16 protein-coding genes and 3 pseudogenes are annotated in these 20,165 nt (G+C 68.1%); 13 read left to right on the top strand and 6 right to left on the bottom strand.

Going from position 1 to position 20,165, the window contains the following annotated elements; all coding sequences use genetic code 11:
- Positions 1 to 252: 252 nt before the first annotated feature.
- Positions 253 to 894: a DUF5701 family protein gene (locus tag OG611_RS38960; protein WP_266431162.1), complete on the bottom strand. Its 642-nt coding sequence runs from the start codon at positions 892 to 894 to the stop codon at positions 253 to 255.
- A 186-nt stretch (positions 895 to 1,080) separates the two neighbouring features.
- Here OG611_RS38960 and OG611_RS38955 point away from each other — a divergent pair, with 186 nt between their 5' ends.
- A complete protein-coding gene (locus OG611_RS38955; protein ID WP_266431160.1) occupies positions 1,081 to 2,055 on the top strand; it encodes a phosphotransferase in 975 nt (324 codons plus the stop codon).
- A 245-nt stretch (positions 2,056 to 2,300) separates the two neighbouring features.
- On the top strand, positions 2,301 to 2,705 hold the full coding sequence (locus OG611_RS38950) for a pyridoxamine 5'-phosphate oxidase family protein (protein ID WP_266431158.1): 405 nt from the start codon (positions 2,301 to 2,303) through the stop codon (positions 2,703 to 2,705).
- A 236-nt stretch (positions 2,706 to 2,941) separates the two neighbouring features.
- On the opposite strand, the gene OG611_RS38945 is transcribed toward OG611_RS38950, so the two are convergent.
- Positions 2,942 to 3,442, bottom strand: a complete 501-nt coding sequence (locus tag OG611_RS38945) for an N-acetyltransferase (RefSeq protein ID WP_266431156.1) — start codon at positions 3,440 to 3,442, stop codon at positions 2,942 to 2,944.
- 100 nt (positions 3,443 to 3,542) lie between these two features.
- Between OG611_RS38945 and OG611_RS38940 the strand changes: the two are divergent.
- Positions 3,543 to 4,780, top strand: a pseudogene (locus OG611_RS38940) (IS4 family transposase).
- A 923-nt stretch (positions 4,781 to 5,703) separates the two neighbouring features.
- Positions 5,704 to 5,844, top strand: a pseudogene (locus OG611_RS38935) (transposase); the annotation flags it as partial.
- Between the two features lie 171 nt (positions 5,845 to 6,015).
- Here OG611_RS38935 and OG611_RS38930 read toward each other — a convergent pair.
- Positions 6,016 to 6,390: a hypothetical protein gene (locus tag OG611_RS38930; RefSeq protein ID WP_266431155.1), complete on the bottom strand. Its 375-nt coding sequence runs from the start codon at positions 6,388 to 6,390 to the stop codon at positions 6,016 to 6,018.
- A gap of 101 nt (positions 6,391 to 6,491) precedes the next feature.
- Here OG611_RS38930 and sigJ point away from each other — a divergent pair, with 101 nt between their 5' ends.
- Entirely contained in the window at positions 6,492 to 7,409 is a 918-nt protein-coding gene (gene sigJ, locus OG611_RS38925) for an RNA polymerase sigma factor SigJ (RefSeq protein WP_266431153.1), read from the top strand.
- Positions 7,410 to 7,852: 443 nt separating this feature from the next.
- Here the strand turns inward: sigJ and OG611_RS38920 are convergent, their stop codons facing one another.
- Together OG611_RS38920 and OG611_RS38915 are read right to left on the bottom strand one after the other, a co-directional pair.
- Positions 7,853 to 8,425 carry an O-methyltransferase gene (locus tag OG611_RS38920; RefSeq protein WP_266431151.1) on the bottom strand — a complete coding sequence of 191 codons (573 nt, stop codon included), beginning with the start codon at positions 8,423 to 8,425 and terminating at the stop codon, positions 7,853 to 7,855.
- A gap of 227 nt (positions 8,426 to 8,652) precedes the next feature.
- On the bottom strand, positions 8,653 to 9,318 hold the full coding sequence (locus tag OG611_RS38915; protein WP_266431149.1) for a DNA-binding response regulator: 666 nt from the start codon (positions 9,316 to 9,318) through the stop codon (positions 8,653 to 8,655).
- Positions 9,319 to 9,385: 67 nt separating this feature from the next.
- On the opposite strand from OG611_RS38915, the gene OG611_RS38910 reads away from it, so the two are divergent.
- From OG611_RS38910 to OG611_RS38900, 3 genes and pseudogenes are all read left to right on the top strand, one after another.
- Positions 9,386 to 10,228 (top strand): oxidoreductase, encoded by an 843-nt coding sequence (locus OG611_RS38910; protein WP_266431147.1) that lies wholly within the window; start codon positions 9,386 to 9,388, stop codon positions 10,226 to 10,228.
- A gap of 214 nt (positions 10,229 to 10,442) precedes the next feature.
- A complete protein-coding gene (locus OG611_RS38905) occupies positions 10,443 to 11,606 on the top strand; it encodes a hypothetical protein (RefSeq protein WP_266431145.1) in 1,164 nt (387 codons plus the stop codon).
- A 159-nt stretch (positions 11,607 to 11,765) separates the two neighbouring features.
- Positions 11,766 to 12,136, top strand: a pseudogene (locus OG611_RS38900) (transposase); the annotation flags it as partial.
- Positions 12,137 to 12,791: 655 nt separating this feature from the next.
- Here the strand turns inward: OG611_RS38900 and OG611_RS38895 are convergent.
- On the bottom strand, positions 12,792 to 13,196 hold the full coding sequence (locus OG611_RS38895) for a GFA family protein (RefSeq protein ID WP_266431143.1): 405 nt from the start codon (positions 13,194 to 13,196) through the stop codon (positions 12,792 to 12,794).
- Between the two features lie 553 nt (positions 13,197 to 13,749).
- Between OG611_RS38895 and OG611_RS38890 the strand changes: the two genes are divergently transcribed.
- The 5 genes from OG611_RS38890 (at position 13,750) to OG611_RS38870 (ending at position 20,148) form a co-directional block, all read left to right on the top strand.
- On the top strand, positions 13,750 to 15,753 hold the full coding sequence (locus OG611_RS38890) for an ABC transporter ATP-binding protein (RefSeq protein ID WP_266431141.1): 2,004 nt from the start codon (positions 13,750 to 13,752) through the stop codon (positions 15,751 to 15,753).
- A gap of 287 nt (positions 15,754 to 16,040) precedes the next feature.
- Positions 16,041 to 17,282, top strand: a complete 1,242-nt coding sequence (locus OG611_RS38885; protein ID WP_266426215.1) for an IS4 family transposase — start codon at positions 16,041 to 16,043, stop codon at positions 17,280 to 17,282.
- A gap of 212 nt (positions 17,283 to 17,494) precedes the next feature.
- On the top strand, positions 17,495 to 18,451 hold the full coding sequence (locus tag OG611_RS38880; RefSeq protein WP_266431139.1) for an NUDIX domain-containing protein: 957 nt from the start codon (positions 17,495 to 17,497) through the stop codon (positions 18,449 to 18,451).
- A gap of 108 nt (positions 18,452 to 18,559) precedes the next feature.
- Positions 18,560 to 19,726, top strand: coding sequence for a methyltransferase domain-containing protein (locus OG611_RS38875; protein ID WP_266431137.1), 1,167 nt, complete (start codon positions 18,560 to 18,562; stop codon positions 19,724 to 19,726).
- On the top strand, positions 19,723 to 20,148 hold the full coding sequence (locus OG611_RS38870; RefSeq protein WP_266431136.1) for a class I SAM-dependent methyltransferase: 426 nt from the start codon (positions 19,723 to 19,725) through the stop codon (positions 20,146 to 20,148). Before OG611_RS38875 ends, OG611_RS38870 begins: the two co-directional genes overlap by 4 nt.
- The last annotated feature ends 17 nt before the right edge of the window (positions 20,149 to 20,165 follow it).

The following is a 20,165-nucleotide window of genomic DNA, read 5'->3' as shown; positions in this document are numbered from 1 at the left end:
CCCAGGCCAAGTACACCGCGCAGATCTCGGAGTTCACTCGCCGAACAACCGGCACCGCCGTGATCTCAGTAGATTCCGCCGCACGACAGCGGCCTGCTAACTTTCGTGCCCCGAAGGGGCTCGTCCCATGTCTCGGATCAACCTCTCCGAACCGGCAGTGGTCTCAGCTGACCTGATCCGCCGACCTGGTCGGATTGCGGACTACTGGCAGGACGACATCTCGTTCCACTGTGGCCAGTTGCGTCAGTCGGATCAGGCCGTGGTTCGACCGGTCGCCGAAGCAAAGCCGAGCCACGTGTGCCGGTTGCCCGCCCAACACCAGCCCACCTTCGGTGCATCACGGTTGTCTCGGCCGTCTCGCCCGGTCCCGTTGCTGATCCACAAGGCTGGGGTTCGCGCGTCGAGTGTGCCGTTGGCTCTCCGCAAGCGGGAGCCGATGGTCATGAAGCAGTGGCCCCGTTCAAGTGCCGCCGGCTGCTGGATCACCCAGTGGATGCCCTCAATCAGGAGCAATGGAGTGCGGCCTCCTTCGACGATGGCGGGCAGTGCCTCGTGAGGGCTCCAGTTCGCCATGTGATCGCCTCGGTCGAGGCCCTCCACCACGTAGATTGGCTCGTCGGGTACGTTCACGGTCTGGATGGGCGAGAACTGATCGATATCGGGCATGTCCACCACGATGAACCCCTGCTTCCCCTGATGCCGAAGCAGAGGCGCGAGGGCCGATGCCGGAACCCGGTCCGGGCGCACCACAAGAAGTCCGGTACGAGCCCCGGTCTCTGCGGCCATGGAGCGCAGCTCGGCAGGCCGAAAGCCACCAAGTTCATGCACTCCGAGCTCGATCAATCGCTCTGCCTGGTCGGTGATTGAGGGAAGAGTGTGCAATTCGGCTGGCATGCGACTCCACGGAACGTCGAAACAGAACAAGTTGAACGTGCCCGCCTACAACGCGGCGGACGCCGGAATCGTTCCACATCCTCATAGCCAATGCCCGACAGCGGACGACGGACGTCGCCGCGATCCGCAGACCCGCCGGCCCGCTGGCCCGCGTGGAAGTAGTGGAAGTAGTGGAAGTATGAGCCCATGTGGTCGCGACCGCCGTTCGGGGACGAGTTACGGACAGAGCTGGGCTCCCCCAGGCACTCTCGGCGGCTGAGCAGTAGCCCGCGCTCACGTGTGTGGCGCGTGGACCTGGCCGGGGCACCGGCGGTGGTGAAGCAGATCGTCGACGGTCCCGACGCCGAGGAGCGGTATGCCCGCGAGGTGGCCGCGCTGCGCCTCGCCGCACGGGCTGAGCCGCCCGTGGTGCCCGCACTGCTGGGCACCGATCCCGGCGAACGGGTGCTGGTCCTGGAACATCTGGACCACCAACGCCCGTCCAGCGACTGGATCGTCGGCTACGCGGCGGCACTGGCCCGGCTGCATGCCGCTGCCCGCCCGCAGGACATCGGAATGCTTCCCCGCTGGCTGGGTCCGGACAGCGCCGACGTCGAATCCTTCCTCAGGCTGGCCGAGGCTCTTGAGGTAGCGGTCACTCCTGGCGTGTCCGGCGAGCTCGACGACCTCGTGCACCGGCTCGGCCAGGCATCGGGGCACGCCCTTCTCCACGGGGATCCGCGTCCCGGCAATGACCTGCACACCTCCAGCGGGATCAGGTTCATCGACTTCGAACAGGCATCTTGGGGCAGCGGACTGGTGGAGCTCGCCTACCTGCGCATCGGCTTCCCGACGTGCTGGTGTGTCACTGCGGCATCCGCTCCGCTGCTGGACCGGGCGGAGACTGCCTACCGCACGGCATGGCGCACCGCAACCAGCACCGAACTCCACGGCGACCTCGCCGACGCATGCGCAGGCTGGCTGCTACGAGGCGACGCGCTGGTCGAGAGGGCCCACCGCGGAACCACTGACCACCTGGCCCGGATCCCGGACCGGGACTGGAAATGGGGCACCGCAACCGCCCGGCAACGGCTCGTCCACCGGCTCGGTGTCGTCGGACGGATGGCTGCCGACCGCCCCGGCCTGAACGATCTGAGCAGGCTCAGCACGGACATCCGCTGACGAATGCTCGATCGCTGGCCCACGCTCCCACCAGTCCCGGCAAAGCGTCCATAGACACCTGCCGATGTCTCGGGTCGCGCGTACGCTCGGACCATAACTCTTGGCTATTCCCGCAGCCTTCGCCCGGTCGACCGGTTCACGGCGCGCGGTCACGGCGGCCCAGGTCAGTTGGGTACTGGGACCTAGGACATTGGTCCAGTTCCTTGCCCGATGTACTTCAGTGGGAGTGCTGGTCGAATGGGAGCATGGGTGCTCTTGCGAATCTTCCGGGCTCGGACGTCCGCATGCGACTGGCCACGGAAAAGAATGTCTGGCTGTGCACCGTGCGGCCGGACGGCTCGACTCATGTGACGCCCGTCTGGTTCATCTACGAGGCCGCCAGGTGGTGGATCGGTGTGGATCACAGCTCGGTCAAGGTCAGGAATATCCAGGCCGATCCGCGCGTCTCCCTGGCCCTGGAGGACGGTCGACTCCCGGTCGTCGCCGAAGGAGACGCCTCACTGATTCTCGACCGGTTCCCCCCTGAGATCGTGACTGCGTTCGAGGACAAGTACGGGTGGGACGTATCCGCCCCTGCTCGCCCAGGAGGCAGGCGCGTGCTGCTGGAAGTGCGTGTACGTCGCTGGTTGTCCGCCGGCGCGGCTCAGTGACCGCGCTAAGGACTGCCTCAAATCCCTTGCATTCGTAGCAGTGCCGCTGGCGTCACACCCCGCTGGGCAGCCCGGGACCGGCCGAATGCCTGGCCGGTCCCCACCCCCGGATGACCCACCCGGGGGCCGACAACGGGCTGATCACGCACCAGGCCTATTGCCCCGCAGTGTTGCTCACCCGGTCGATCGGCGGTTGACCGCCCTCGCCTCGGCCGGCGACCAGTGGCTGCGACCACTCACACAACGCTTTCCATGCAGACCAGTTGATCCCTCTCGTCCCACGAATCGGTAATGGTGAATCCGAACCGCTCGTACAGGGCGATCGCATCTGCCCGCCACTCCCACACCGACAGCCGCACAGCGTAGACGCCGCTTTCCGCTGCGTACTCGAGTGCGGTGCCGACCAGGCTGGACGCGATACCCAGACTGCGGACTGTTGGATCCGTCCAGAGCCTTTTGAGCTCGGACCGCCCGTCGATGGGGATGGTCACCACCAGGCAGCCCACCACACTGTCCCCGCCCACCGCCAGCAGCACCACATCGTCAACAAATGCGGTCCGTGGATCCAAGATCTCTGTCCGGTAGCGCTCCGACAACTCGTCCACACCGGCGACGGCCTCACCCTTCTCCGCCTGTGTCCGCAGGTGGTAGGCCGCCAGCAGGTCGGTCAGCCCACCCTCGGCGGAAGCGGCCTGACCTCGCCAGCGGACGATGGCAACCTTGCGTTGATCAGTCATGACGTCAGCATCACATGTCGTATGTCAGGACTTGGAGGAAGATCTTGATCCCCTAAAGCCAATACCGGTGACTTTGATAGTGCTGGCTCGTTGAGTTGGTGTGCCAAGGCCCGGACAGTTGAAGGTAGTTGAGGGCGATCGGTTTTCGGATCGCATCGCCCTTGGAGTGCTCACGCGTGCGTTTCCGCCGGAGTTGGTGGATGAGGTGGTGGCGGAGTGCGGACGCACCGAGGAACGTCAGCGTCTGCTTCCCGCTCGGGTGGTGATGTATTTCGTGCTGGCGATGTGCCTGTTCTCGGGGCAGGGGTATGAGGAGGTCGGACGGCTCCTCACCCAGGGCCTGGAACGCGAACGCCGCTGGTCGAAGACGTGGCGGGTGCCCACCAGCGGGGCGATCGGACGGGCCCGGTTACGGCTGGGGGCGGAACCGATGAAGGCGTTGTTCGCCAGGGTCTGTCGGCCCGTGGCGCTCCCGGCGACGACGGGAGCGTGGTTTCGGGGCCTGCGGTTGGTGTCGGTGGACGGGACGACCTTCGACCTTCCCGATACGCAGGCCAACGCCGCCTTCTTCGGACGGCCGGGAACGGGGCGTGGCCAGGGCAGGAGCGCGTATCCGCAGGCCAGGGCCGTGGCCCTGGTCGAGTGCGGTACCCACGCCGTGTTCGCCGCCGACGTCGCGCCACTGGCGGTGCATGAGACGGCCCTGGCCCCCGTCTGTTCCCCTCGCTGACCAGAGGAATGCTGCTCCTGGCGGATCGGGGCTTCCTCGGCTTCGATCTGTGGCGGGCCGCCGCGTCGACCGGCGCGGACCTGTTGTGGCGGGTCCGGAGCAACGCGGTCCTGCCCGTGGTGGCCGCGCTGCCCGATGGCTCGTATCTGTCGGAGATCGTTGCCGCCCGGGACAAGAACCGGCGGGCCGACCCGGCACAGGTTCGCGTCATCGAATACGCCTTGGGCCCAGGTGGGGAGGGCGCCGTTTACCGGCTGGTCACCACGCTCCTGGACCCGGCCACCGCACCGGCCGTGGAGCTCGCTGCGCTCTACGCCGAGCGCTGGGAGATCGAGACGACCTTCGACGAGATCAAGATCCACCTGGGCGGACCCGGATTCGTCCTGCGCTCCCAGTATCCGGTCGGGGCCGAGCAGGAGATCTTCGGGTTCCTCCTGGTGCACCACGCCCTGCGCGACCTCATGCACCAGGCCGCCCGGCAGGAGAGGGAGGATCCGGACCGGATGTCCTTCACCCGCACCTTGCGCGTCGTCCGCCGGCAGACCACCAGCCAGGCGGGATTTTCCCCCCTCCCGGCTCACCCGGGCACTGAAGCAGACCCTGCGTGAAATCACCGAACGCCTCCTGGAACCACGGCGGTTACGGTCCAACCCGCGAGTGATCAAACGCAAAATGTCCAACTGGGCACTCAAACGCGCCGAACACAACAACCCACCTCGCCCGGCCACCCCCGCCGTCACCCTCGTCGAACCCACCAAAACATCCCCAACCCCACGAATTAAGCACTAAAGCACCGGTATTGCCCCTAAAGCGTGTTGCGAAGGCTGTGACTGGGCAGGTAAAGCGTGGCTCTGTTCCTGTCCGGATCATGCGGCCTTGGCGGGGTTGTGCATGGTGGCGACGGCCTGGACTTGGAACTCCTAACGCACTGAACTGCGCGAAACGCCAGGCTCAGGTGGTCATGCATCAGAGGGGTTCGTAAGCCCAGCATTCTTCCGAGACGTCCGCCAGAGTGAGGTCGCCTTGCTTGTGCGGGGCGACAAGGGGAGCCCGGCCCCGTCGCAACTGACGGCACACGGCGCGTGAGGGTCAGGCAGGGTGCGTATCAGGAATTCGGCATCGGCCTCTCTGACGACCGACGCGATCTCCCGGGCTGCTCGTCTGTCGAGAGCGCCTATTGCTCGCTCTATCAGGAGGCGGTCGTCCCAGATGTCATAGCCAGGCAGGTGCGGCTTGGGCAGGTAGAGCGGCCATCCGGGACGGCGCACGATTGCTCGCCGGCACTGGGCGGCATCTTCGAGCTCCCGGGCGGGAAGGCCCCGTTCGGCTTCGAAACGAGACGCCTGACGACGCGTGTGGGGGTGAAAACCGTGAAGGCCTACGCCGGTAGTTCCGAAGATGGGACCAGCAGATGGCATCCAGACGTAGAGCAGCCGCCGTCTTTCGGGGCATGACTCTTCTTTCGTAAATAGTGACCTCGATGGGGAACTCTACTGTGCGAGCGCGCGGCAGGGCTGGGACGGGCCGCGGGCGGCGGGCCCGTTGCCGGATCCCCGGCGGTGAGCGTCACCGGCCGAAGTGGCAGGTTGCGCTGGAGATGCTCGACGAGTCGGCAGCGGTCGGGCTCCGGCGCGCGGTGCTGGTCGCGGACGCCGGTTACGGCGCGAACGCCGCCCTCCCGTACGAGGACCCACCCTGGGACTGGACCTCCTCCAACACCTGTTAGGCACGTGGACCGGCACCTGCCCCACCTGCCGACAACCCACCCCCCATGGCAGCCCTACGACACCCCCTGGCAAAGCCCTACTGGTTGTACTGATCCGCGCGGGCCCCGTATCGGACCCTAGCGCCGGGCCAGCGCCAGCACGCTCAGACCGAACATCAGGACACCAAGAGGGAGATGGACCGACGGAACGTGAGCGATGCCGAGCACGACTTGAACCGAGGCGAGTACGAGGAAACCTGACGCGTGCCAGACAGGCCGGGGCGAGCCGCCGCCCGGCTTCCATGCCAGCACCGCCGCGAGCACATACAGCATCGACGCCCCGTACATCACACGGGCTCCGACACTGTGCAGCGTCTCTCCGAAGGACGAGGTCAGCAGCAGTCCGGCGGAGACCGCCTGAAGGAAAATGGTCAGGGTCTGCAGAGTGATCGCGACCTGCAAGAACGAAGAGCCGCGCTGTACGCTCGCCGTCGCCGTCTCCTGAGTGGCCATGTCGCAGTCCCCTTTTCCGCCCTCGGGCAGTAGATCGATAAGGTCTCACCAGCCCGACGAAGCGGGCGTGCGAAAGGTAAGGCGAGGGGGCGACCGGAAGCATGGGGACTGTCGGGACCAGCACGGATGAGATATCCGGTGAGCGACGCCAACTGATCAATGTCGCTTATCGGTTGCTCGGTTCGGTGACCGAGGCCGAGGACGCCGTACAGGATGCCTACGCACGCTGGTACGGGCTGCCGCGAAGCCGGCAGAAGGAGATCCTTTCCCCCGGCGCCTGGCTGACGACAGTGACCAGCCGCATCTGCCTGGACCTGCTCGGCTCGGCGCGGGCCCGCCGTGAACGCTATGTCGGCGCGTGGTTGCCCGAGCCGCTGCCCGACCGCACCGAGTGGGACCATGCGGGCGGTGCCGACCTCACCGGCCCTGCAGACCCCGCCGACCAGATCGTCCTGGACGAGTCGGTAGCCATGGCCTTCCTCGTCGTCCTGGAGTCGATGACGCCCGCCGAGCGGGTGGCGTTCATCCTGCACGACGTCTTCCGGTACCCGTTCGCCGAGATCGCCGACGTTCTCGGCCGGACGCCCGCGGCCTGCAAGCAGTTGGCGGCCTCCGCCCGGCGGCGGGTGAGCGTCGCGCCCGCTCCAGTGGCGGCGACCGGCCAGACCGACGTGGTGAGGCACGTCAAAGAGGCATGGGAGACCAAGGACATCGAAGCTCTCATCGGTCTCCTCAACCCGGCCGCAGTGATGACCGCCGACGGCGGCGGCATGGTCGGCACCGTTCTGCGCCCGGTCGAGGGCGGCACGCGCATCGCCCAGTACATGGTCGCCATTGCCGACAAGGCTCCGGGGCTCGAACTCCTGGAGCGATCGGTCAACGGCATGCCGGGCCTGGTGGCCCAGCGTGCCGGCGTCGTCATGACCGTGGCCTCGTTCGACGTCTCCGACGGGCGCGTCACCCGGATCTGGGTGGTCCGCAATCCGGAGAAGCTGCGGCCGTGGGCGCGGGCGGTCTAGCCGGCCCTCGCTCGGTAGAGCGTGCAGTCGCCGCCAGCAGATGAGAGCGTATCCGGGCGGTGACGGGGTCGGCCGCGCTTGCCCTGTACCGGCGGTACGGCGGGCGGCAGTGGGATCAACTGGGCGGTGTGGCGGCGAGCGGGATGCCGGTGGCGTGGGTCATCAGGGTGGAGGCGGTTGCAGTGACGCTGGGCACAGGCCGGGCCGTCACGAACTTGGTGACGGCGTCGACGACGATCTGCTCGTTCGCGGAGAAGCGGGGTTCCGTGAGGAGGCGCCGGCCTTCCTGTCGAAGTGCCCAGTTCGGCCGGCCGCGCGGGGACGGTACCGGCCCCGGCCGGTGGGAACCAGGTGCCGGTGATCGCAGAGCCCGTCGCAAGGGCTATGGTGCCTGCGCGGCATCCGGCCCACCGTCGGTACATGTTGGGCCAGTTCGCCGTCATCTACAGCCGGCGTGCCGCAACAACCGCTGAACTGGTGGGAGTTGTGAGTACTTCGGCGGCTTCCAGGGCTGGATGAGTGAGGTAGAACATGCGGAGCTCATCCACTTCGCCGCCGAACCGAGGCGGCCAATGGGGCGAGGGAGTGAAGTCGTCCAGGATGAGAAGGCCACCGGGAGCGAGCTGATCGACGACTCCCTGGGGGTCGTCACGCTTGCCTCCGCCGTCGCAGAAGAAAACGTCGAACGGGGCTTGCTGCTCAAGCAGCCGCCAGTCCCCAGTGAGAACGCTGACGCGCTTGTCGTCCGCGAAGACACCGGCCGCTCGACGAGCCAGCCCCTCGTCACGCTCCACGGTGACCAGGCGTGCACCGGCGCCAAGGCCGCTGTGCAGCCACGCGGTGCCCGCTCCCGAGCCGGTGCCGCTCTCCGCAATGGTTCCCTGGGGTTTCGCAGCGGCGGCCAGTCTGAGCAATCTGCCCACTTCAGGGATACAACTCTTCTTGAATCCCGCCTCGGAGGCGACACGCTCCGCGGCCACCACACGAGGCGGAACAGCGCGTTCTACCATGATCACACCCCTCCTTCATCGTGAGCATGAATCTATCCGCCAACAGAGGCATCTGTACGGAGTCTCGCCCGTCCGGACCCTGCAGAGTTGCCCGGTCAGAGTGTTGGGCCGTATCCGCGAGTTCTCGTCAGAGGTGTTGGCTTCGGAAGCTCTTCGGGTTGCCGCGGCGATTGGTTGCATGACCCGAGGCGCTCAAGTGTACGGACCGCTGAAGGCATGAATGATCACTACGGTCAGCGGGGCAGCCCCAGCTCACCCGCACGTAGCCCGGCCTGGAAGCGGGAGCCCGCCTCGAGCTTGGTCATCAGCTCGGCCACGCGTCGTCGGTAGGTACGCAGCGAGACACCCAGCCGTTTGGCCGTCGACTGGTCGGTGAGTCCCGAACCGAGGGCTTTGAGGATCATGCGGCCGTCGGCGTCGAGATGGGGGACGTCGCTGCGCAGATAGGTGTCAAGATCGGACGACTCGTCCCAGATTGCTCCGAACAGCGAATGGACGCCGTCGATCAGGATCTGCGACGTCGTCACGGTGTACTCACGCCCGGTGGGAGTCTCCCGGCCGGCAAGAATCATCACCTGCCGGTCGATGAGGATGGTCTCGTGCGGCAGCGGTGAGCTGCTGATCCGTACGAGAGCCCCCTCCTTCTGTACCAGCCGCAGGTGCGCGCGGGCCTCCTCCTCGGCGAGCGCCACCGGGCTGAGCAGCTTTCGAGCAGCGAAGCCCGGGGATTTCGTGGCACGCGTCCGGCTCTGGATGGCCGCTCTGGCCTCCGGTTGTGACCAGGTCTTGAGGTCCCTGGCGGCACACAGGAACTCGCTGTGCGCGGACTCGAAGAGATGACCGGCACGCGCGATCAGCTCTGCGTCCCCTTGGACTGAAAACACGGGTTCGTTCCGCATCCCTCCAGTCTGGCAGCAAGCTGCCGCGAGCTCGCCGACCTTTGTGGCGGCGGGCACCATGAGCCTCATGACGATCAAGACCTTCTCCCTCGGCGGAGACCTGACCATCAACCGGCTCGGCTTCGGCGCAATGCGCCTGGCGATGGGGACCTTCGACGGTCCGCCGCGAGCCCCGGAGAACGGCATCGCGGTACTCCGGCGCGCCGTGGAGCTGGGTGTGAACCACATCGACACCGCCGGCTTCTACGGCAGAGGAGAGGTGCGGGCCAATGAGCTGATCCGTACGGCGTTGACCCCCTACCGTGACGACCTGGTCATCGCGACCAAGGTCGGCCCCATGCTCGGGCCTGATGGTGTGCCGAGCGAGCAGGCGACGCCTGATCAGCTGCGCGGCCTGGTCGAGTCGGATCTGCGCTCCCTCGGGCTGGACCGACTCGACCTGGCCTATCTGCGAGTGGGCGGGATGACCGGGCCGGGTGGGGAGTCGATCGCCGAACGGTTCGCGGTATTGGCCGAGCTCCGGGAGGAGGGGCTGATCCGGCACCTGGGTGTCAGTAATGTCGACGCCGTCCAGTTTGCCGAGGCCCGGACGATCGCACCCGTCGCGGCGGTGCAGAACCAGCACGCCGGTGACATGGGGCTGCTCGCGGAATGCGCGGAAGCGGGCATCGCGTACGTGCCGTACTTCCCGCTCGGCGGTGGCGGAAACCCACTCGACGCCGAACGGCTCGGCAAGGTCGCAGTACGCCTGGGCGCGACCACGGCGCAGGTGCAGATCGCCTCGCTGCTGGCGATGTCTCCGTCGGTGCTGGCGATTCCGGGCACCGGTTCTCTGGACCACTTGGAGGAGAACCTCGGGGCCGACGATCTGAGTCTCAGTGACGAGGACATGTCCCAGCTCCGAGGCTGACCGCTCGACTCCGGAAGTCGGCTCGGCAGCCACCTCACCGATCACCGACTGCCCGATCGTCGGCTGGCCGATCGTCCTCGACACATCCAACTCGCGCCGCCTTCCCCGGCGTCCGGGCAAGCAGACGTACGGCCGTGATCCGGACGTGATCAGCGCCTCGTAATCTCCATGGCCAGGGGATTCACGGGATGAGCGGTCAAGGCGGGGGCAGCACATGACATACCGGCGCGCGGCGATTCCGGCACTGGTGGGAGGGCTGCTCCTCACGACGCTCCTGTGGTGGGCGGGGGCAAGTACGCAGGCCCTTCACCTGCCGGGTACCACCGGTGTGATCGGCGGCCGGGCCGCCGCCGAGCTCGAACATTGGCTCACCCCTTGGTCGTACGACCCTCCGGCCTCGGTTGGGTTCGGGGCCGAGGTACCCGGCGGGACCGGGGACACGGCCGGGAACGGCAGCACCCGCTATCTCTCGCTGTACACAACCGCCCTGCAGATCCGGTTCGCCGCGGTCTTCGCCTTCTTCGTGCCCGTGGCGCTGCTCCTGATCCGCAGGCTGCCACCGGTGCACGGCAGGATGCCGGCCGCGCTGCTCGCGGTGTGGGCCTGGGGGCTGGTGGCCGGGACCCTGGCGGTGACCGTCTCCGCGCCGTGGCTCATCGCCTCGCAGGGGCACGGCAGTTACCGCTTCCTGCCCCAGCTGGCTAGCGTGATCTCCTCAGGACGACAGGCCCTGGTGGCAACCGCACTGGTCGCGGCAGTGGGGACGGTGCTCGTCGCGCGGGTCACCACCAAGGGAGCCGGCCCACTGCCGCAGGAGGCCGTCCCGGCGCGCGCCGCCCGCCTGGCCGCAACCGCCGGGACCGCGGTGATCGCACTGTCCCTGGTGGTCCTCTCTTACCAGGAGGTCGCCGCCGCCCTCCAGACGGTCTCCCCCAGCAACGGACTGTTCGCCGAACCGGGTGATCTCCTGCGCCAGTGGCTGCTGCTCGGCGCCTGGTCTAGCCCGGCGGGCACGCCGCTCGGCGGCTGGCTCCTGTACCGGGCCGCCGACGTACTGCTGCTCGCCGTGGTGTGGTGGGCACTGCGGCGGCTGCCCGGACTGCTCACCCGGACCACCCTCCCGGCGATGGCGGCGGGCGCGGTCTGCGCCACCGTCCTCGGGCTGCTGGCGAGCCAGGTACTGCGGGTGGCTACGGACGGTGTGGGCCTGCGCTGGGGGCTGCTGCAACTGTCCGCCGGCATCGGTGGCGGCGTTCCGGCCGCCCTGACCTGTGGGTTGGTGGCGGGAGTCGTAGCTGCCGTGACGCTGCGGGTGGCCATGGACCATACCGAAACGGTCGACGCCACGGCCGCCGACCCGAGTTCCGCCCGACTCTAGGCAGCTTCTTCAAATGATCTTGGATGGTGGATCACGGGGTCGCGATACGTCGTCATGAACTGTCCGATACCGAGTGGGAGTTCCTCCGGCCGCTGGCCTGAGTCGTTGCGGGGACGAAAGCGGCTGGACGACCACAGGGTTCCGAACGGGATCGTGTGGCTGGTGTCGGTCGACTCCACGATCGTCCGGGCCCACCGGGATGCTGCCGGGGCCTGAAATGAGGGCTCCGCGACCCGGCAATCGGTCGGTCCCGGGGCGGTCTGACCAGCAGGATCCACTTGGCCTGCGACGCCCGGGGCCGCCCGCTCGCCTTCGTCCTCACGGGCCGGAGCACCAACGACTGCACCCAGTTCACCGCAGTGATGGAAGCGATCCGGGTCCCTCGCTTCCGACCGGGCCGGCCCCGCAACGTGGTGGAACGGTGCTTCAACCGCCTGAAGCAGTGGCGCAGCATCCCCAGCCGCTACGACAAAACCGCCCGGTCCCACGAAGCAGCAGTCACCCCCGCCTCACTCCTGATGTGGGAGTGACATTTGGCGACAACTCCTGGCGGCTCCTCAGCGGCCGGCCGAGTGCTTGTGCACGGAGCATGGTTGGCAAGAGGTCTGCTCGGTACGGACGGCGGACGGCGGCAGATCGCATCTTCCGCGGATTCGGGCCGAACGCATCGCAGGCATCCACGCACTGGTCGAGGACCGGACGGATCGGCAGCTCTCCCTCAAGCCGCTCGCTGTCCAGCGTGTGTCGCACCGACGCCTGGACGTGTGACACCGCCGGGCTGTGCTTCGTCGAGCCCGCGTACGTGGGTGCCCCGATCGTCCCCCTCCTCTCTGGGGACGGCGTCAGCGCCTGGAGCAACTCCGTCGGACACAGCACCACATGCGTGTGCCGCGCCCGAAAGGGTCGGCCGCTCCTCCTGCCGTGGCGCTCAGTGTCTTGGACAGTGCAACTGGCGGTCAGCAGACCGGTTGCTCCCATGTCGTCGGCAGTTCGTCGGGGTCTGCTGCGGGGGATCGGCTTTCCGGTCCGGCCGGGCCGGACACTCGCTCCATGCAGAGTGGCCACACCTGGCCAGGTCGCCCGTCTCATCAGCCTCAACCGCTTTGGCCTCCACGGACGAACAGGCCAGTGCCCTGCTTCTACCCTGTGACGGCACTCGTCGGGGCCCGCTCGGGGCCCGGCGGATCAGGACGCCGATTGGGTAGAAGGGATGGGCGGAAGCCATACGGGGGTGCCGTCGCGGAAGCTGTGCCCGATGGGGACGATCTCGGCACCGTTGTCGAGGGCCGAAACGCAGACGCCGAGGTAGTCCTCCCCTTCACCCGCCGCCCCCAGGTGCGTCGCGCACGCGGGACAGGACCACCGCTCCAGCGTGGGCCAGGGCCGAAACGAGGCGGGTGTGCCGGGACCGGTCCAGGTGAAGGCGGTCCGGCGGAAGCCGACCCAGGTCATGAACGCGCCGCCGGACAGGCGGGTGCAGTGGGGGCAGGAGCACAGGTGGGGGTCGTAGGGCTCTCCCGTCGCTTCGAAACGGAGTTGTCCACACAGGCAGCCGCCCGTGAACACCTCTGACGTGGAGTCGTCGGTCATGGGGGTTTCCTCACTGTCGGGGTGGTGTTGCCGCGCGTCGCCGGGTCGCAAGAGGGCGGGTAGGGCTGCGCAGTGGGTGGCAGCCTGGCACGCCGGCCGGGCGGCAGGGCTGTGGCCGTGTGGAATCGGGCCATTGCCGTCACCGTGACTCCGCGCGGCGTGCGCCGTCGCCGCGCAGTTGCCGCACGGGGCGGACAGGGTTTCAGGTTGGCCGGAATCCCTCGGAAGAGAGGGCCGAACGAGCGACCGTCCCTCGAACGAGGGCGTTTCAAGGGCCCCGCCCCGCAACGCATGGGATCGGCCCCGAAATTCGTACAGGCGTCCCGCATTGCCCCCACTGTCACCCGTTACGGCGAGCCAGAAGCGCCGTTTCTAGAGCATCCGTGCCATTCGATGGCCTGCTGGAGGACTCGATGAATCCTGTACCCACCCCCGCACATCAACCCCTCGGAATCGAACGACGACGGGCCGTCCCGGCTTTTTCAGCCCCTGGGGCACGGCGGGTCGGTGCCTTCGCCCACCGCTCAGCTGGGTCGGACACGAGGTGGAGGGCATGAGCGACGATTCCGTCGGCCAGACACCGGCCGACATCGGGGTCTCGGAATCCGAGCGCCTCCTGTTCGGCGGAGAGCTGGCCTACGACATCGGCTGGAGTCGGCATCAGGGGGCGTGGCTCGCCCTCGATCTGTGGGCGATGGCCCGTACGCTGCCGAAGCTGGTCGCCATCGCCGTCCGGCTGGCGCACCAGGCTGACGCGCGGGCGCTGCGCACGGTGTGGTTGGCCGAGTTGGACCGGGGTATCGCTCAGGCTGTTGGTCTGGTTGCTGTCAACGCGGTCCTGGGGCACCTGTTGGCCGGCGGTTCGACGGTGGAGCGGCTGGAGCGGGCCGTGCCGGCCCTGACCGCTGTTGCCCTCACGGGGGTGATCGGTTCATTGCTGCGGTCGGCATCGACTTCGGCGACCGGTGGGCTGGAGCCGAGGGTGCAGCGGGTGGCGACCGAGCGGTATCTGTCGCTCGTGGCCCGGGTGGAGCTGTCCGCGATCGAGGACGACGAGTTCCACCGGTTGCTGGACTCTGCCGGTTACGGGGCTGACTCGGCGCGGCGGATGGTGAAGTACTGCACGGCGGTCCTCAGCTCGTTGATCTCTTTGGTCGCTGCGGCAGGTGTGCTGACGGTTCTGCACCCGGTGCTATTGCCGTTGCTGGTGGCGATGACGCTGCCGAGCGCGTGGAGTTCGCTGACGATCGCGAAGATGCGGTACGTCTCCTTTCATCAGTTCGTTCAGCATGCCCGAGCCGGGCAGTTGCTGGGGCGGCTGCTGATCGATCAGCAGGCGGCCGCCGAGGTGCGGGTCCACGATGTCGGCCCGTTCCTGCTGACCCACTTCCGGGGCATGGCACAGACCAGTGAGCGTGAGCAGACTCGTCTGGCCCGCGAGTCCGCACGCAAGGGGCTGATCGCCGACGGCGCCACGGGTCTGGCGACGGTCTTCACCTATGGGGTGCTGGGTGTCCTGCTGTGGACCGGGAGGATGGACCTCTCGGTGGCCGGTACTGCGGTCCTCGCGATCCGTACCGGCTCGGCAAGTCTTGACCAGTTGGTGCTGCAGGTCACGGACCTGCACCAAGAGGCCCTGTTCGTCGCCGACTTCGAAAAGCTGTGTGTGGAGGCCACCGACCGGGCCATCCCCACAACCGGGCTCGACCTGCCGGAGCGGGTGCAGGACATCCGCTTCGAGAAGGTCACCTTCACCTACCCCGGCAGCACCGACCCGGAGCCATCCCTGCGCGACATCGACATCACCATTCCGGCGGGGAAGACGGTCGCACTGGTGGGGAGCAACGGCAGCGGCAAGTCGACGCTCGTGAAGCTGCTGTGCGGCCTCTACCAGCCGGATCCGGGAAGCGGACGCGTCGTATGGGGCGACGTCGACACTGCCGAGGCCAACCGGTCCCAGATCTTCGGGCGGGTCGCCATGGTGGCCCAGGACTTCTACAGGTGGCCGTTCACCGCGCGGGTCAATATCGGCATCGGCCGCTCATCCGGCCCGATGGACGACACCGCTATCGAATCTGCTGCCGCCTATGCGGGCGCCGATGAGGTCCTGGCCAAGCTGCCGCGAGGTCTGTCCACGCTCCTGGCCCGCGGCTACCGGGGCGGGCACCAGATCTCCGGCGGACAGTGGCAGCGTATGGGGATCGCGCGGGCGCGGCTGCGCGCCGCCGAGGTACTGATCGTCGACGAGCCGACCAGTGCGCTGGACGCGGTGGCTGAGCAGCGGGTCTTCGACCAGATCCGCAATCTGGCCGGTCAGGGCCAGACGGTCATTCTGATCACACACCGGCTGCACTCGGTACGCCACGCCGACCTGATCTACGTACTTCACCAGGGCCGGGTCGCCGAATCCGGGACGTTCGACGAGCTCATGGACCCGGAGACCGGCACGGGAGCGTTCCGGGACGCGTATCTGCTGCAGTCCCGCGCCTACCACCCCGCTGTCCCCGCACAGCGCAGCGGGGCGAAGGACAACAAGCCTGCTGGGGAGGGTGTGTGAGACCGCATCGCCCTGACGCTCAGCGTCCCGGCCCCGGCTCCGCCCACGTCGGTCCCGTCGCTCCTCGCCGTTCCAGGACGCGGCCGGCATCCCGCGATCGGTGCCACTCCGCTTCCGCGGTGTTCCCGCCCCCTCTCACCGCCGGGAGCGCTTGCCGGTACGGCCGCCTGTCGCCCTGTGCCGCTCCCCGTTCCGCGGGCGGCGGAGCCTGCCCGAAGCTCCACCCAACTCCCTGCGCCTAGGCGCAATACCGGTGACTTTGAGGGTGTCGGCTCGTTGTGTTGGGTGTGCCAAGGCCGGGACAGGTGAAGTCGGTGGGGGGCGAGCGGTTTTCGGATCGCATCGCTCTCGGAGTGTTAACGCGTGCGTTTACGCCTGATCTGGTGGACGAGGTGGTGGCGGAGTGCGGGCGTGTTGAGCAGCGTCAGCGGCTGCTTCCGGCACGGGTGGTGGTGTATTTCGTGCTGGCGATGTGCCTGTTCTCGGGGCAGGGGTATGAGGAGGTCGGGCGTCTTCTCACGCAGGGTCTGGAGCGTCAGGGCCGCTGGGTAAAGGGGTGGCGGGTGCCTACGAGCGGAGCGATCGGGCGGGCGCGGCTGCGGCTGGGGCCGGAGGTGCTGAAGGCGTTGTTCGCCCGGGTGTGCCGGCCGGTGGCCGTCGCGGGGTCGCGGGGCGCCTGGTTTCGGGGGCTGCGGTTGGTGGCTGTGGACGGGACGACGTTCGATCTGCCGGACACGGTGGCGAATGCCGGGTATTTCGGGCGTCCGGGGACCGGCCGTGGGCAGGGCAGGAGTGCGTATCCGCAGGCCAGGGTTGCGGCTCTGGTCGAGTGCGGCACTCATGCGGTCTTTGCTGCCGAGGTCGGTCCGCTGGCGGTGCACGAGACCGTGCTGGCCGGGCGCCTGTTCTCTTCGTTGACCCGGGGAATGCTGCTGATGGCCGACCGCGGGTTCCTCGGATTCGACCTGTGGCGGGCCGCCGCGGCAACCGGCGCCGACCTGCTCTGGCGGGTCAAAAGCAACGCGGTGCTGCCTGTGGTGACGTCGCTGCCCGATGGTTCCTACCTGTCGGAGATCGTCGCCGCCCGTGACAAGAACCGGCGGGCCGACCCGGCCCGGGTCCGCGTCATCGAGTACACCCTTGGCCCACGCGGGAAGGACGGCACCGTCTACCGGCTGGTCACCACCCTCCTCGACCCGGACACCGCGCCGGCGGCGGAACTTGCCGCGCTCTACGCCGAACGCTGGGAGATCGAGACCACGCTGGACGAGATCAAGACGCACCTGGGCGGGCCACGTCTGGTCCTGCGCTCCCAGCACCCGGCCGGGGCCGAGCAGGAGATATTCGCGTTCCTCCTCGTTCACCATGCCGTGCGGGACCTCATGCACGAAGCCGCACGACAGGAGGGACACGATCCGGACCGGATCTCCTTCACCCGCGCCGTGCGCGTTGTCCGCCGCCAGGTCACCGCCCAGGCGGGCTTTTCCCCCCTCCCGACTCACGCGGGCCCTCGCACAGACTCTGCTTGAAATCGGTCAACGGCTCCTGGAACCACGGCGGTTACGCTCCAATCCCCGTGTCATCAAACGCAAGATGTCCAACTGGGCCCTCAAACGCACCGAACACAACAACCAGCCCCGGCCGGACACCCCAGTAGTCACCCTCGTCGGACCCACCAAACCAGCCCCAACCTCCCGGAAAAAGACCTAAATCACCGGTATTGCGCCTAGGCGGTAATACCTTGAACACGTCCCCGTCCTCTCAGCACGCGAGCACTGCCGTCCTGATCGACAACGGCCGCGGCGAATACCTCCTGCACCTGAGGGACGCACACAAACCGATCTGCGACCCGGGCACCTGGTCCCTGGTCGGCGGCGGGCCCGAGCCCGGCGAGACCCCGGACGAAGCGATCGTCCGCGAGATCCTCGAAGAGACGGGGCTCGTCCTCTGCGACATCACCCCCTACACGACTGCGAAGGCCCACGGCCCGAACGTCACCGAGGGGAACATCCAGGTCTACACGGCCCGCTGGGACGGCGTCGCCCACGATCTGCCCGTCACCGAAGGGATCATGTTCGCCTGGTTCGACGTCGCCACCATGGAGCAGCTGTCGATGTGCCCGTGGGCTCATGAGGTGATCAAGACCCACCACGCCGAGCACCCCGCTCCGCCACTGTCCGGGCCACGGGACGACGCCAGTCAGGACGGGGCGGGAGCGGGAGCGGGAGCGGGAGCGGTGAAGAACGTGATCGGCGCGCACCTGTTCCTGGAGCGCGACGGCCGTACTCTCCTCGGTCTGCGTCACCCGGGTGTGAAGTTCGCAGGCGGGGAGTGGCATGCCCTGGCCGGTCATGTGGAAAGGGAGAGTGTTCGCGCGTGCCTGATCAGGGAGGCGTATGAGGAAGCCGGGATCGTCATCAAGCCCGCAGACCTCACCCTGGTGCACACCGTGCACCTGCTCGACGATCACGAGAACGCCGAACCCCGGATTCAGCTGTTCTTCCGGGCAAGCCGGTGGTCCGGAGAGCCGGAGGTCCGCGAGCCCGATACGTGCACGGCCTGGCAGTGGTGGCCGCTGGACGGCCTGCCGGACCCGATGGTCCGCTATACCCGTGCCGCGATCGACGGCATCCGCACCGGCACCGCGTACACCGAGCTCGGCTGGGCGCCCGCAGTGCCTGCCGCCGACGGCAGGTGAACCGCGGTGAAAGCCAAATCCGGCTTGGCCGACTCAGTGACCGAAAGCCCGCTCGCCAACGCAGCATCGGCGCGTCTGGCGTTGGTCGAACGCCTGCAAGCCGATGGGGTGTTGACCGATCCACGCCTGCGGGACGCGCTGTCGCGCCTGGACCGCGGCGTGCTGATGCCGCGGGCGTACGTACGGCGTAGCGAGCAGGGCAGCGAGCCGGTGGTGTGGGAGCTGCTGGACGGAGCACACCCCCGGGACCGGTCCGAGTGGCAGGAGCTCGTGCACTCGGGCGAGTCGGTCCTGATCCAGCGTGACGGCGAGCTGCTGGAGGGCCAGGTCCGCGGCGTCGTGAGCGGGGGCCGGATGACGGCGATGTCGACGTTCACCCCGTACACCGTGGAAGTCCTGCAGAGGATGCGGATCGCTGCCGGACACAGGTACCTGGACCTCGGAACCGGGCCGGGTGTCTCGCTCGCGCTCGCCGCCGCGCTCACCGGGCCCGGCCGAGCCGTCGGTGTCGAACGGGACGAGCACATGGCCGCGTTCGTACAGAAGAATCTCGACCTGGTCGGCGTCGGCGCGGAGGTGGTGGCCGGCGACGCGCTCGACGGGCACGCGCCGCGGGCGCCGTACGACCGGATCCATTCCGGAATCGGTGTGCCGTGCCTGCCGTCGGCGTGGGTGGACCAGCTCGCTCCCGGCGGGCGGCTGGTGACCACGTTGGCGACGCGGACGCCGAGCTGGCCGGGGCAGTGCCTGGTGGCGCGCACGACGGGAGGGCGCGTCGAGGCTGTCCTGGAAGGCGGGCCTCGCGGCCACCGGCCCCTGCACGGGTATACCTGGCTCACCGCCCAGCACCACCTGACCCGGATCGCGGAGAACCCTGGACTTTCCTGCACCACTGCTTTCACGCCGCCCGCGGACGAGGCGTACGGGTTCTGGCTGTCGGCCGCATACCTCGTCCCAGGGGTGGTCCGGCACTTCCAGGCCGACACACTCACCGTGATCGCACCCGAGGAGGACTCCTGGGCCGTGGCCAGTCCAGGCGACGGCACCGTGCGCGTGCACGGCCCCCGCGATGTGTGGGCCGAGCTCGAAGAGGTCCACGCCCTCTGGACACGCGCCGGGTGCCCCGACCGGTTCCACGTCGACATCCCGGCAGACGGAGGGCAGCAGCACGTCGCCCCCAGAACCGGCCCCGGCGCCCTGGACTGGGTACTGCCGCCGCTCACCGCTGTACCCGGACAGGCCGCCCCTTCCCATACCGAACGAGGAGAGTCGTGAACCTGTTCGACTCGGCGGCGCCCGACTACGCCCGCTACCGACCTGGGATCCCGGACGAGGCCATTCAGCTCCTCGCCCGGACCCTGGAGGGCATCGACCGGCCGACGCTGCTCGACCTGGGCTCGGGCACCGGCCAGGTAACCGTCGGTCTGCTTCCCGCCCTTGCGCAGATCGGCCGCGTGGACCTCGTCGACCGGGACGAGGACATGCTCCGCACAGCTTCCGAGCTGCTCCGGCCACGGCTCGGACAGTCAGCTGTCGCCTACCATGCCATCGCCGCCGAGGAGTTCACCGCCCCGTACGTCGGCTACAGGCGATCCGGTCACCGGCTCCCGGGCTTTCCACTGGATGACCCGTCAAGCTTCCCTGGCGATGGCCGATCGCGTCGCCACCCCGGGTGCGACGGTCGAGGTCATGGGTGACGGGAGCCTCTGGACCT

It is taken from the genome of Streptomyces sp. NBC_01363, assembly GCF_026340595.1.
Taxonomy (GTDB): Bacteria; Actinomycetota; Actinomycetes; order Streptomycetales; family Streptomycetaceae; genus Streptomyces.
This window is presented reverse-complemented; position numbering and strand designations above follow the sequence as displayed.

What these genes read in the sequence shown, in the direction of transcription:
- OG611_RS38890 (WP_266431141.1), top strand. Translation starts at nt 13,750, where the DNA reads ATGAGCGACGATTCCGTCGGCCAGACACCGGCCGACATCGGGGTCTCG.
- OG611_RS38930 (WP_266431155.1), bottom strand. Translation starts at nt 6,390, where the DNA reads ATGGCCACTCAGGAGACGGCGACGGCGAGCGTACAGCGCGGCTCTTCG.
- OG611_RS38945 (WP_266431156.1), bottom strand. Translation starts at nt 3,442, where the DNA reads ATGACTGATCAACGCAAGGTTGCCATCGTCCGCTGGCGAGGTCAGGCC.
- OG611_RS38960 (WP_266431162.1), bottom strand. Translation starts at nt 894, where the DNA reads ATGCCAGCCGAATTGCACACTCTTCCCTCAATCACCGACCAGGCAGAG.
- OG611_RS38915 (WP_266431149.1), bottom strand. Translation starts at nt 9,318, where the DNA reads ATGCGGAACGAACCCGTGTTTTCAGTCCAAGGGGACGCAGAGCTGATC.
- OG611_RS38950 (WP_266431158.1), top strand. Translation starts at nt 2,301, where the DNA reads ATGGGTGCTCTTGCGAATCTTCCGGGCTCGGACGTCCGCATGCGACTG.
- OG611_RS38910 (WP_266431147.1), top strand. Translation starts at nt 9,386, where the DNA reads ATGACGATCAAGACCTTCTCCCTCGGCGGAGACCTGACCATCAACCGG.
- OG611_RS38955 (WP_266431160.1), top strand. Translation starts at nt 1,081, where the DNA reads ATGTGGTCGCGACCGCCGTTCGGGGACGAGTTACGGACAGAGCTGGGC.
- sigJ (WP_266431153.1), top strand. Translation starts at nt 6,492, where the DNA reads ATGGGGACTGTCGGGACCAGCACGGATGAGATATCCGGTGAGCGACGC.
- OG611_RS38895 (WP_266431143.1), bottom strand. Translation starts at nt 13,196, where the DNA reads ATGACCGACGACTCCACGTCAGAGGTGTTCACGGGCGGCTGCCTGTGT.
- OG611_RS38905 (WP_266431145.1), top strand. Translation starts at nt 10,443, where the DNA reads ATGACATACCGGCGCGCGGCGATTCCGGCACTGGTGGGAGGGCTGCTC.